Annotated in this window: 10 protein-coding genes; 1 reads left to right on the top strand and 9 read right to left on the bottom strand. The window is 71.7% G+C overall.

What is annotated here, in order from left to right; translation table 11 throughout:
* Positions 1-4 precede the first annotated feature (4 nt).
* Both CFN78_RS03410 and CFN78_RS03405 read right to left on the bottom strand, forming a co-directional pair.
* Positions 5-778 carry a helical backbone metal receptor gene (locus CFN78_RS03410; protein WP_205660419.1) on the bottom strand — a complete coding sequence of 258 codons (774 nt, stop codon included), beginning with the start codon at positions 776-778 and terminating at the stop codon, positions 5-7.
* Positions 779-806: 28 nt separating this feature from the next.
* Positions 807-2,222 carry an RNB domain-containing ribonuclease gene (locus CFN78_RS03405; RefSeq protein WP_165777420.1) on the bottom strand — a complete coding sequence of 472 codons (1,416 nt, stop codon included), beginning with the start codon at positions 2,220-2,222 and terminating at the stop codon, positions 807-809.
* Positions 2,223-2,370: 148 nt separating this feature from the next.
* On the opposite strand from CFN78_RS03405, the gene CFN78_RS03400 reads away from it, so the two are divergent.
* Entirely contained in the window at positions 2,371-3,336 is a 966-nt protein-coding gene (locus tag CFN78_RS03400; protein WP_094861123.1) for an ATP-binding protein, read from the top strand.
* Between the two features lie 34 nt (positions 3,337-3,370).
* Here the strand turns inward: CFN78_RS03400 and CFN78_RS03395 are convergent, their stop codons facing one another.
* The 7 genes from CFN78_RS03395 to CFN78_RS03365 all read right to left on the bottom strand — a co-directional run bounded on the left by CFN78_RS03395 (position 3,371) and on the right by CFN78_RS03365 (position 12,741).
* Positions 3,371-4,246: a serine hydrolase gene (locus CFN78_RS03395; RefSeq protein ID WP_094860994.1), complete on the bottom strand. Its 876-nt coding sequence runs from the start codon at positions 4,244-4,246 to the stop codon at positions 3,371-3,373.
* Positions 4,247-4,725: 479 nt separating this feature from the next.
* Entirely contained in the window at positions 4,726-4,938 is a 213-nt protein-coding gene (locus tag CFN78_RS03390; protein WP_094860993.1) for a hypothetical protein, read from the bottom strand.
* Between the two features lie 48 nt (positions 4,939-4,986).
* On the bottom strand, positions 4,987-6,147 hold the full coding sequence (locus CFN78_RS03385; RefSeq protein ID WP_094860992.1) for a hypothetical protein: 1,161 nt from the start codon (positions 6,145-6,147) through the stop codon (positions 4,987-4,989).
* Between the two features lie 11 nt (positions 6,148-6,158).
* Positions 6,159-7,160, bottom strand: a complete 1,002-nt coding sequence (locus CFN78_RS03380) for a C40 family peptidase (RefSeq protein WP_094860991.1) — start codon at positions 7,158-7,160, stop codon at positions 6,159-6,161.
* A 4-nt stretch (positions 7,161-7,164) separates the two neighbouring features.
* The gene (locus CFN78_RS03375; RefSeq protein ID WP_094860990.1) at positions 7,165-7,758 is read right to left on the bottom strand and encodes a hypothetical protein; all 594 of its coding nucleotides are present in this window, start codon (positions 7,756-7,758) and stop codon (positions 7,165-7,167) included.
* A gap of 4 nt (positions 7,759-7,762) precedes the next feature.
* Positions 7,763-9,853, bottom strand: coding sequence for a magnesium transporter (locus CFN78_RS03370; RefSeq protein ID WP_094860989.1), 2,091 nt, complete (start codon positions 9,851-9,853; stop codon positions 7,763-7,765).
* Positions 9,850-12,741, bottom strand: a complete 2,892-nt coding sequence (locus CFN78_RS03365; RefSeq protein WP_094860988.1) for an ATP-binding protein — start codon at positions 12,739-12,741, stop codon at positions 9,850-9,852. Before CFN78_RS03365 ends, CFN78_RS03370 begins: the two co-directional genes overlap by 4 nt.
* Positions 12,742-12,743: the final 2 nt, after the last annotated feature.

Raw genomic sequence — 12,743 nt, 5'->3', positions numbered from 1 at the left:
CGGGTCACCCGAGCACGGCGTCCAGCGCCGCCGTCAGCTCCCGGTGCGCCTCGACCAGTGAGGGGCCGTACCAGGTCAGGTACCGGCCGGAGACCAGGACGTACCGCGCGCCGGGAAAGTGGCCGGGGCCGTCGTCGGCGGTGAACTCGTACGGCTCGTCCGGCAGCACCAGCAGGTCCGCCTCGCCACTGTCGAAGGCCGCGCGCAGTTCGTCCAGACTCGGGCGCGGATAGCGGTCGGCGTGCTCGGAGTACACAGTGGACACTCCCAGCCGGTGCAGCACGTCGCCGCCGAAGGTCTCCCGGCCGAGCACCACCCACGGCTTGCGCCAGACCGGGACCACGGCGCGTGCCCGCGGCGCCGCGGTCTCCCGCCAGACATCCTCCGCCTCCACCAGCCAGCCGGGTTCCGGTACCTCGAACGCCTGCGTGAACAGTCTGCGCAGCGAACCCAGCGCGGCCGGGACCGTCGCCGGAGCCGCCATCACCCACACCGGGAAACCGCTGGCGCGCAGGCGTTCCACGTCCTCCGGCCGGTTCTCCTCCGAGTTCGCGAGCACCAGGTCGGGGCGCAGGTCGAGCACCTCGTCGACCCTGGGGTACTTCGACCCGCCGACCCGCGGCCGGTCCAGTCCCGGCGGATGCGTGCAGTAGTCGGTGATCCCGGCGAGCCTGCCGGGCACGGTCACCTCGACGGCCTCGGTCAGCGAGGGGACCAGCGACACCACCCGCGCCGGGGACCCGTGCAGTGGCACGTCCTCGCCGAGGTCGTCGGTCATTCGCATCGTGCACAGCCTCCAGCCGGTGTCATGCTCGTTCGAACGTGACCTTGCGGGCCGCTACGTCCACAGCCGTCAGGCGCACGGTCACCCGCTCCCCCTCGGGCAGGTTGCCACCCGCGGTCCGCGCGATCACAGCAGGCTCGTCCAGCAGCACCTCGGCGCGGTTCTCCTCGGAGCGCAGCACCACCGCCCCGAACTCCTCGCCGATCCGTTCGGCCAGCATCCACGCCTCCACCTGGTCCACGTACGCCCGCTCGACCTTGGCCGCCAGCGCGTCCGAGGCACTCATCAGCTCGGGCAGGGTCGGCAGGGCCTTGCGGACCCAGTCCGGCACCGGGCGTCCCGCCGTCACCGCCAGGCAGACCTCGGTGCCGAAACGGTCCACCAGCCTGCGGATCGGCGCGGTGACGTGCGCGTACGGGCCGCCGATGCCCGCGTGCGAACGGAGTTCGGGCGGGCCTCCGTCGAAGGCGGTGTACCCGGCGCCGCGCAGCAACCGGGTCGTGTCCGAGTAGAGCGCGAGCGCCTCGGGGCGGGACGGGTCGAGACCGGCCAGCAGCCGGGACAGCGTCGTGCCCGGCGGCCAGTCGATGCCCAGCGCCCGCGCCGACCTGCGCAGCCATTCCACCGCATCGGCATCGGCCTCGGGCAGCGTGCGCAGTACGCCGACACCGGCTTCGAGCATGATCGCGGCCGCGGACATCCCGGTGAGCAGCGAGATCTCGGCGTTCCAGGCGTCGATGTCGTTGCGTGGCCGCCGGGTCAGTGCCCAGCCGCCGTCCGGGGTCGCGCTGACCTCCTGTTCCGGCAGCGCGAGTTCGACGGCGCCGCGGGCGATGGCCAGTTCCCGGCGTGCGCGGCCCAGTTCCGGCAGCGCGGCCACCGAGGGATGCGGGGTACCCGCGTCGAACGCCGCCTGCACCGTGTCGTAGTCGAACTGCTCGCGGGAACGCACCAGCGCCCGCCGGACCCGGACCGCGGCGGGCTCGCCGCCGGCGGCGGTGTCGATCGTCCACAGCACCGCGGGACGGACCTGCCCGGGCAGCAGACTGGCCGCGCCCTCGGACAATTCGGGCGGATGCAGGGCGACGTTCCCGTCCGGCAGGTACAGCGTCTGCCCCCGTCCGCGGGCCACCCGGTCGAGCACGCCGCCAGGGGCGACAAAGGCCGCGACGTCGGCGATGGCGTAGTGCACCCGGAACCCGTGGCCGGTGCGCTCCACCAGCAGCGCCTGGTCGAGGTCCTTCGCGCCCGGCGGATCGATGGTGACCAGCGGCAGTCCGGTGGCGTCCTCCCGTCCGCCGAACTCGGCCGGGTCACCTGCCACGGCCCCGGCCTCGGCGAGCGCGTCCGGGCCGAAGCCGCCGGGCAGGTCGAACTCCGCTCGCAGCGGGCCGAAGTCACCGCTCGGCCCCTTCGCCCGGATCACGACAGCAGACACCTGCCAACCCTAACCCGGTTCCACAGCCGGGATCGCTCGTTCGGGCGCGGGCCGGCCGGGTGTAGCTTGTCCCGTCTCGACATTGATGAAAATCGATCCCGTTTTCATCCAGTGCGCGCACCAGTGGAACGACGATCTTGGAGACCCCGTGAAGGTAGCGTTCGTCGGCAAGGGCGGTAGCGGAAAGACCACCCTCGCCTCGCTGTTCACCGGATACCTCGCCGCCGCCGAGCACCCGGTGCTCGCCATCGACGCCGACATCAACCAGCATCTGGCGGTGGCACTCGGCGCGTCCGAGGAACAGGCCGCCGCACTGCCGACGCTGGGCGAGCACCTCACCCTGATCAAGGACCACCTGCGCGGCGACAATCCGCGTATCGCCGGCGCCGAGGCGATGATCAAGACCACGCCGCCCGGTGGCGGTTCCCGCCTGCTGACACCGTTCGAGGACAACCCGATCGCCCGTGCCTGCGTGCGAGAGGTGGGCGGGGTACGGCTGGCCGTCACCGGGCGGTTCGCCGAGGACGATCTCGGTGTCGCCTGCTACCACTCGAAGGTCGGCGCCGCCGAGCTGCTGCTCAACCATCTCGTCGACGACGCGGGCGAGTACGTGGTGATGGACATGACCGCCGGTGCGGACGCCTTCGCCTCCGGGCTGTTCACCCGCTTCGACGTGACCTTCCTGGTGTGCGAGCCGACCGTGCGCAGCGTCGGGGTCTACCGTCAGTACACCGGCTACGCCCGCGACTTCGGCATCCGGCTCGCGGTCGTCGGCAACAAGGTGACCGACGCCGAGGACCTCGCCTTCCTGCGCGAGGAGGTCGGCGAGGACCTGCACGGCTGGATCGAGACCTCCGCGCACGTCCGGGCCGCCGAACGCGGGCGGGCGCGGCCGATCACCGACCTCGAACCGCACAACCTGGAGACCCTGCGCACCATGCAGTCCACTGTGGACGCGAGCGTGCGCGACTGGGATCGCTACCAGCGTCAGGCGGTCGAATTCCACCTTCGCAACGCCGCCGCCTGGGGCAGCGCGCGAGCGGGCACGGACCTGGCGGCGCAGGTGGACCCGGACTTCGTACTCGGGCCGCCGCTGCTGGCGGGCCAGGACTGACCCGCACGGTTGGCCGCCTGCCCGGCCGTCGCGTTCACAGCGCGTTCCGCATGGCGCGGGTGGCCGAGGTGAGCGCCGTGGTGGCGGTCGGCCAGTCGACGTCCTCGGCCCAGGTGCTCATGATGGCGACCGCGTAGGTATGCGTGGTGGTGACCAGCCCGGTGGTGTTGAGGACCCGGCGGCCGTCGGCGCTGCCCCATCCCTGCTTCACCGCCCAGGTCGAGTCCGGCAGGCCGCTCGGGATGCCGAAGTACTGGTCGAAACCGTCCGCCGCCCTGTTGCCCGCGTCCGCGAGCGCCTCGGTCACGAACTCGCGCTCCTCGGCGGGCAGCGCGCCGGTGATGTGGCGGTAGACGGCGGTGATGTCGCCGGGGGACATCCGGGTGGCGCCCCATTCGCCGTCGTCACCGGGCGGGTGGGTGTGCTCGAGGCCGAGCGCGGCCGCCTGCCGATCGATGATCGCGCTGCCACCGTTGCGCTGCCACAGTCGACTGGCGATCGTGTCGTCGCTCGCGGACAGCATCCGGCGAACGGAATCCTCGTCGGAACCGGACGGCACACCGGAACGGTCCAGCAGATCCAGCACGATCAGCAACTTCACCACCGATGCCGCGGGCTGTTCCTTTTCGTCCTTCCAGGAAACCGTCCGGGTGCAGTCATCCAGATCGACGATCTGGATACCGAGCACCGGTTCGTGCCCACTGCGCAGCAGCGACTGCCGCGCCTCGTCGATGGCGGCGGACCGGTCCGCCGAGGCCGGAACGGGAGCGGATACGCATTCGGCGGCCCAGTCGTCCTCGCCAACGGAATCGATCGCGAAGAACACGGTGGTGACGAGCAGAATGGATGCGGTCACCAGAACTGCCACGAACCCGACCGGGGACAACCGATTCTTCGCCGACGTCAGCATGTCTCACTCCAGGTCGCACGGAAATGCCGACCGGCGAGCGCGCTGTTCGATTTCTTTTTGTTCCTGCCCGGCACCGGTTTCGGACCACGTTATCGCCGGCGACGACGTGCGCCATCACCCGGAAAGTCCGCGAAAACGGCCGTAAGAACGACAACCGATCCGATTCGTCGGACGGCGATCAGCCGTTCGGCCGATGTGCGGGCGCCGGACCACCCCGGCCCCGCCACACCGACCTCCCCCGGACGAGCCCGGCCCCCTTGCACCCCAGCCCCGCGACCACGCCACGGCAGGTCCCGCGACCGCAATACGTCGACGTATTGCGGTCGCACGGGCCGCAATACGTCGACATATTGCGGACATGGACGGTGAAGGCGGCGTTCGCACGGCGGGCCGGCGGTGACGGCGGTGGGAACGCCTCGGCTCTGGTCACCGTTGCGCGCCAGTCCCCGCCCGGACGCCCGGGCGGCCTGGCCGGGGTGTCAGTCCTGGTCCCGGTTCCACTTCGCGTCGGCGGCATCGGCCTGGCGGGTGCGTTCCCTGGCTATGTCCAGCGCACGGCGCGCGGTGGCCTCGTCCGGGTAGGGGCCGAGCAGATCGACCGAACGGGCCCGCTCGTGGTGTTCCACCTCGTTCGTACGGGTGTTGTAGTACCAGCCCTCGTCCGGGTGGGGATCGTTCTGCTGAGCTGCCATCCCCCGAGCCTCGCACCTCGCCGCGCTCCTGTCACGACGAGCGTGCCGCTACTGCCGGTACCGGTACGGGACGTCCGTCGGCTCGCCGGTCGGACCGAACACGCCGTTGTCGGACAGTTCCAGCTCGTCCTCGGTGACCGGGACCCGGATGCCGCGCGGTGGGGTGTCCTCGTCCGCGGACGCGGCCCGCTCCGCGAGCGGCGAGCCGGGTGGCGTGGCGGGCGGACGCACCCCGGCGCGGCCGTCGGCGGGACCGGTGGCCGCACGCTCGGCGGGAGGTTCCGCGGGTCGCCCGGCCGGCCGCCCGGCGGAACGATGGGCAGGCGGCTCGGCGGGACGTCCGGCCGGACGCTCGACGGGCGGGAACACGGTGCGCTCCACCGGCGGAAAAGACGGCGGTGGCGAGACCTTCTCCGGCATCCCGGCCGGAGCGGACGGAGCGGACGGAGCGGACGGAGCCGACTGGGCGGCCGGTGCGGACGGAGCCGCCGGCTCCGCGGCGCGGCGCGGTGCCTCCCTCGCCGTGTCCGCGGCGGGTGGCCGCGCACCGGGGGTGGTGTTCCAGACCGGTTGCGGGCCGATGTTCATCGGGGCGGCCGGGCGGGTGCGCTGCGGTCCTGCCGGAGCGGACCGTGCCGGCTGCGCTCCCCCGGGCTGTACGGGCGGAACGGCCTCCGGCTCGGCGGCCGGGTCGATCCGCCGTGGCCGCGCGGTGTCCTCGGCGGACGGCCTGCGCACGATCGGATCCAGGCAGGGCACCAGAACGCGCGTCTCGTCCGGGCTCTCGACCTTGCGGCCACTGCGCTCGCGATAGACCATCTCGCCGTCGCTGTCGATCTCCACCAGGTACCCGGCCTCGGCGAGCTGTTCCTCGTCCAGATCGACCAGGAACTCGTACCGGGACGGCACGACCCGGTAGATCGGCCAGTTCAGCCGGCTGTGCGACTCGTGGAACTGACCGAGCAGGCTGACGAGCTGCTGCTGCCATGGCAGCGACATCGCCTCCGCGATCGACCGGGGAACCACCACGTAGCCCGGATCGACGCCAGGGTGGCCGCGGTCGAGGTACTCGGCCAGCGGGGTGCTGGACGCGGGACGGTAGGCCTGTCGCGGCACCGAGGGCGCACCGAACATGGTGCGCGGGTCGGCGTCGAGTCCGGGCACCTCCTGGTTGCCGTTCTTGGCCCGCCTGCCGAATTTCTTGGCCACTGCACACACTCCTAAACGCCGGGTCGAACGGCCTGCGCGACGAGTTCGCCCTCGTCCCACGAGACTTTCCTGGTATGCACGGGGACGCCGGACTGCTGCGCCTCCACCATCTGGCCGTCACCCAGGTACATGGCGACGTGGTGGATGGTCGTCGGGTTGGCCGGGTCGGTCGCCCAGAACAACAGGTCCCCCGGCTGCGCTTCCTCGACGGGCAGCATGGCGCCCGCCTTGTACTGGTCCCGCGACACCCGCGGGAGGTTGATGCCCGCCGACTCGTACGCCCGCAACATCAGCCCCGAGCAGTCGTAGGAGTTCGGGCCGGTCGCTCCCCAGATGTAGGGCTTCCCCTGTTCCCGCAGGGCGAACTGGATCGAGGCGGCGGCCGCCTCGTTCGGCGGGAGTGCCGGGCCGACGCCCTCGCCGCAGCCGGAGGCGTTCTGCACCTGGCCGAGGTTCTCCACCAGGTGCACCGCCATCGGCTCCCACTTGTGGTACCGATCGGGGAAGCCGGACCGCTCGACGGCCTGCGCGGCCTCACCTGGCCTGCGCTCCTCCCACTTGGGCACGGCCTCCAGCACGTCGTAGAACTTGTTCACCTGATACGGCGGGTCGGTCACCTGTGCCACCGTGCCCCACCCCATCGACGGGCGCATCTGGAAGATCCCGAGCGAGTCCCGGTCGCCGTAGGTCAGGTTGCGCAGCTTGGACTCCGTCATCCCCGCCTGGATCGCCACCTGCCACGCTCGCGGCGACATGTTGCGCTGCTTGCCGATCGCGATGATCAGGGCGACGATCCCCTGCTGCTCCTCGTCGAGTTCCTGCGCGTCGGCGACCCCTGCGCCCGGGCTGCCCGGCTGGGTCGGCCCGACCGCGGCCTCGCAGCTCAGGTTCTGCACCCCGCCCTGGGCCAGCCGTTCCTGCTCGTTGCCGACGACCGCGACGACGGTCCCGGTGGCGAGCACGACCGCGAACACCGCGGCGAGGATGAGGCCGACCACCATCCCGGTGCGCACGGCGTCAGTCCGCCTGCTCGTACTGCGCGACCCGCCAGCCTGCGTTCGTGGTGATGACGGTGATGCTCAGCCGGGGTCCGTCGGTGGGAATCAGGACCTCCACCGAACTCGTGTACGAGGTCGCCGCCGTGGGCTCGCCGGTCAGCTTGGTCGCGGGCACGTTCGCCGGATCCACCGAGGACATCACCGGCAGGTACTCCTCGGTGGTGAACGGCTTCATCCCGGCCAGCCATTGCTCCACGGTGACCCCGGCCGGATGGTTGACCCAGGCGGTGGCCCACTTCTTGGCCACGTCGAGCGCCTGGGGGTTCGGCGCGGCGGGCGTCGGCGACTCACGGGGGCTGGTGAGCCGGGTCGGCATCGGCGTGGACGGCGGCGCCTGGCTGCTCTGCCGCTGGCTCTCCTCGCGGTCCTGCCCGACGGCGGCGATGCCCTGCGGCTCCCGGTCCGGGAACAGCTTCGGCACCGCGATGCCGAGTCCGGTGACGAGCACCGCGACCACGATCACCGTGCCGACGAGGTGCTTGGGCGAGCGGACCGGCCAGCCCCACAGTCTGCGATACACCGCGGCACGGCCGCGATTCGTCCGGATCGGCACGGTCTCAGCCCCTCATCACGGTGTCGGTGTCGCGATCGCGCAGATCCTCGCGGACCTCAAGACCGCGGGACGGGCGGTAGACGACGTGCACGGGCTTGCCCGCGACGACCTCGGAATCGGCCCTGCGCGGCGCGCGAACCTGCTGCGGCACCGCGGGGGGCGCCTGGTAGCCGTTCGCGGGCAGGGGCTGCGCCGAGATCCCGGAGTGCATCCGCGAGGGCACCACCACCGGCTCCGGTTCGTCACTCCAGCGGCGATCGGCCACCGGCGCCGTGTCCACCGGCCTGCTGCGCGGCACGGCGGGCAGCCCGTCGGCGCGCACCACGGTCGCCCCACCGGGCAACGCCTGGTCACCGGGCGAGCCGCCGGCCGGGTTGCGGGCGCCGAACGCCATCGCGCCCGCCGCCGCGCCGCCGCCTGCGGGCAGGCCGGGACGTTCGATGGGCCAGGCGTTCGCCGGGCGGACCGTCCTGGCCGTGCCGTCCATCCGCTGTGCGTTGGCGAAGATCGTGTGACTCGCCTCGGGGCGGATCCGCCGTCCACCGGTCGCCGCGCCGACCGCGCCGCGGGTGGCGGGTCCGCCCTCGGCGTCGTCCCCGTCGCGCACGCCCTTCCAGAACTCGTCCTGTGGACTGGGTTCGTCGGAACGCTTGCGCAGCTTGGACAGCAGTCCGCCGCGGGGCGTGGGCACGGCCGAGCCGACCATGCTCACCGACATCTCGACCATCTGCCAGAGCCTGCGCATCGGCTTGCCGACCAGGAACAGCAGGATCGTGACCAGGCCCGCCATCACCATCTGCGTCAGCATCGACAGGGCGCCGCTCGCGTCGAAGATGGCCTGCAGCAGCAGCGCGTGCACCCCGGCCAGCACCGACAGGATGATCAGGTTGAAACCGACCGCGCCGGCCACCTTCGCCACCCTGCGCAGGATGTCGTGGTGCAGCAGGGCGACCAGGCCGATCAGCGGGGCGGTGAGGGTGAACAGCCGGACCAGCACCTGTGCCAGCAGCACCGAGGCCTTCGCGAAGAGCTGGAACAGCGAGTAGACCAGGCTCTGCGCGAACGAGAGGAAGCCGGCGCCGACCCGGCTGCCGTCCTCCCCGGTGAAGTAGCCGGTGGCCGGGCCGAGCTGGGTGGAGATGTTCTTGAACTCGGCCTTCTTCGCGTCCACCACGGCGGCGTTGGCATCGTCGCCGTTGCGGAGCTGGCCCCAGGTGAACGCCTGCGCGTCGAGCAGCGGCCTGCCGAACTGCTGCGCCTGCGGGGCGTCCGGGGAGCCGAACTCGCCGCGCAGCCAGTTGTTGTAGACCACCTGGTTGTGCAGGTTCGTCGGCAGCACGTGCCGGACGACCCGGTCCTCCGTCTCGTCGACGAAACCGGCCTGGATGTTCGTCGTGGTCTGCACGATGACGCGGTCGATGTCGTCGTAGTAGCGCAGCATCGCGAAGGACGAGGCCGCCAGCCACACCCCACCGAGCGCGTACAGCGCCCGTTTGCTCACCGCGGACAGGTCGCCCCGCCAGATGTTGCGGAACAGCAGCAACGCCAGCAGCAACGCGGCCAGCCCGAAGAGCTGCCCGTAGATGTTGTTGTAGACCTTCTCCGCGCCGTCCTTGACCGCGTCGTACAGCGGGCTGAGCAGCCCGCCCTCCAGCACGGTGTAGTGCAGCGAGTTGGTGGCGCCGACGATCGTCTTGCCGACGTTGAAGAGCTGGTTGCCGCCCCAGGTGTCGATGGTGGAGTTCGGATCGGTGATACCCGACATCGGACCGCAGTCGGTCTCGAAGACGTTCCACACCATGCCCGCGTAGCTGTAGTCGACGTAGGCGCTGCCCGCCTCGCCGTGACCGTCGGCCGGGTCGAGCGCGCCGACCATGCCGGAACCGGGACGCTCGGGGTTCGGCGCCTCGCCGCAGGCCGCCGCCGACGCCGGGGGTGCCAGGATCACCGCCTGCATGCCGAGCACCGCGATCGCCATCAGCATCGCGCCGAAACGCTTGCGCCGCAACGTCTTCGGGCCGCCCCGCCAGCGGCGGCGCACGGCACGGCAGACGAGGACGGCGACGAGCACCACGAGCAGGGCGGCGACGGTCATGCCGCGTCCCGCCCCGGTCCACCCTTGCCGCCGGTGCCCGCCGAGGCGTGCCGGTCCTCGTCCCGCGGGTCGCCGGTACCGCTGCCCGCGCCGTTCTCCCGGCCCGCGGCCGACTCGTCCGCGAGTTCGGCCGCCGGGTCCTCGCGCAGGCCGACCTCCAGTTCGGCTTCGAGTTCGTAGTCCTCGAGCTGCTCCTCCGGCGGGGCGGCCACGTAGGGCAGGGCCTCTTCCTCGACCGGCGCACGGCTCGCCGACCCGGTGCGCGCGTCGGGCGAGCCCGGTGTGGTGTCCATGGCGTTGCGCAGGTGTTCGAGGTGCGGCCCGGAGAAGTCGACGCGGATGCGCTCCACGCCACCCGCGCCGTCACCGAAGATGAACTGGCGCGGCTCGCGGTCGCGCTCCAGCCCGCCGCGAGCGGCACCCGGCCTGCGGCCCAGCGCCGCGACGACCTGCTCGTAGCCGACGCCGACGGGCACCTTCAGCAGGCGCAGCGCGTCCGCCTGGGCCTCCTCGTCGTCGAGGCGGCCGATGAAGACCGAGTCGAGCAGTGAGACGAAACCCTGGATCTTCAGGAAGTCCGCCGGGATCTGCGAGGACAGCAGCACGCGCACGTTCCACTTACGGGAGTCACGCGCGAACCGGTTCATCAGCACGCGCCCGGTCGGCACCTCGGAGAGGAAGAACGCCTCGTCGATCCAGACGCCCTTGCGCAGTTCCTTCGGCCGCTCGTACACCGAACGCTGGGTCAGCCAGGCGGCGAGGTTGAGCATCTCCACGCCGAGCGCCTCGGCGTCGGTCCAGTGCTCGCGGCCGACGCCGTCCTTCGGCAGGGTCAGGCCGGCCATGGTCAGCACGGTCATCCGGTCGTCGCGGGTCTCCGCGTACGGGTCCTCGTTCGCCTCCGGGATGAGCAGCGACATCCGTTCGCGCATCTCGTCCAGGAAGTCGGCGACGACGACGGCATGCTCGTGGTGCTCGCTGGAGTCGCGGCGCAGGGCGTCGATGACCTGGCCGGGATCGGCGTCGAACCGCCCGCCGACAGCGCGGACCGCCCGCAGCAGCACGATCCGCGTCTGCGCCATGCGGGCCACCTCGTAGGGCAGCACGCCGGTCAGCACGTCCAGCACCAGACGGCGGCGGGTGGCTCCGGCCAGCGCGCGTTCCCGCCGCCAGGAGCGTTCCGGATCGTCCTCGTCCATGAAGTGCTCGAGCAGCGGCTCGGCGACCACGCGGTACGGGTTGAGGATGCCCGGTTCGGCGTTGAGCAGGTTGATCGGCCGCGCGTACGGCCGCACCTCGGGCAGGTCGCAGAGGCGGGACAGCGGGCCGGAGGGGTCGAGGATCGTCCAGTGCGCCCCGGCGCGCAGCGTCTTGTAGACGATGCCGCCACCGAGGAAGGACTTGCCGCCGCCCAGCCCGGCGACCATCGCCGTCAGGCCGGAGCCGTCGCGGATCTCCTGCGCCATCCACGGGTCCCAGGCGACCGGGCGGCGGGTGGCCGTGCACGTCTCGCCGAGCAGGATCCCGCGCCGGTCGCCGACCTCGGCGGTGGCGGTGGGCACGGACGCGGCCGCCCAGACCACCGATCCGCGGCGCATGTAGGCGCCAGAGGCCAGCGGCTCACCGGGGATGAACTCCCTGGCCATCGCGTACTGCGCTTCGGGATGCTCGATGGCGATCTTCGGCTTGTACAGCTCCAGCAACTGCTGCGCCAGGCGCAGCGCGTCCCGCTCGGTGGGGCCGGAGACGGCGAGGCGCCACCAGGACCGGACACGGGTGGCCAGCGCGGTGAAGCCCGAGGTCATCTCGTCGTCGATCTCCAGCACGCGGGACGCCTGCCGGGCCAGCGACTGGGGAGGTTCGAGTTCGTGCTCGTCGGTGTAGTGCTTGACCTGCGAGCGGACCTTGTTCATCTGCCGCTGCAGCTCCCCGGCGACCTCCTCGGGGCGCCGGACGTAGATGCGGGCGGACCATTCCACCGAGGCGGGCAGCCGGTCGGCGTGCTGCACCCACGGATCGTCGATCTCCGGGATCTGCAGGCCGTGCATCTGGCCAACGGTGAGCACGGCCAGGTGCCGGGACACACCGGCGTTGGAGCCGGTACGGCCGCGCACGGTGACCGTCGGCGCGTAGGGGTCGGCGTGGAAGTCGGCGGCGTCGGTGAAGCTGGCCAGGTCCTCCGGTTCCCAGGCGGCGCCGGGCACGGCGGGCATGCTGCGCGGCGCGGGCAGGCCCAGCGAGCACGAGCGATGCATCAGCCAGGACATCTCCTCCGCCTCGGCGGGGCGTCCCTCCAGCCCGGCGGACCCGAGCACCTGGTCCAGGTGCTCGACCTCGGAGTCAAGCGCGCTCAGTTCGGCGTCGACGGCCTCCGGCAGGATCTTGCGCAGCAGTGGGGCGGCACGTTCGACGGCCCGGTCCATCATTCGCCGCGTCTGCACCTGGACGCCGATGTAGACCTCCTTCTCCGCCATCGACCGGCCCATGAGCTGCTGCTGCTCGCCGATCAGGTAGTCGTCGAAGGAAAGGGCGCCCGGAGTGTCGGCGGGGCGGCCCACGGCGTTGTAGACGTGCGCCTCGGCCCACATCCGGATCGGGTAGGGGCGGGTGGTGACACGCAGGTGCATCCAGCGGCCCTGCAGTTCGGCGTACTGACCGGCGATGGCGGCGATCAGGTCCCGGCGCTGCGAGTCCGAACGGAACGACCAGCGCTGCGGGGCGAGCCGGTACCAGGCGTAGACCTCCTGCCCGGTACGCAGCAGGTGACCGTCGATGCTCCGTGCCGCGATCGACGGCGTGTACACGGGCACCGACTGCTCGCCCGGCAGCCTGCGGCTGCCGGACTGGCCCTGTTCGCGCTTCTGTCGGCTTTCACCGCGACCCAACAACG

Origin of the sequence: Amycolatopsis antarctica, assembly GCF_002262875.1 — a bacterium.
Lineage (GTDB): Bacteria > Actinomycetota > Actinomycetes > Mycobacteriales > Pseudonocardiaceae > Amycolatopsis > Amycolatopsis antarctica.
Note: the sequence above shows the minus strand (reverse complement) of the source record. Positions and strands in the feature narration are given on the sequence as shown.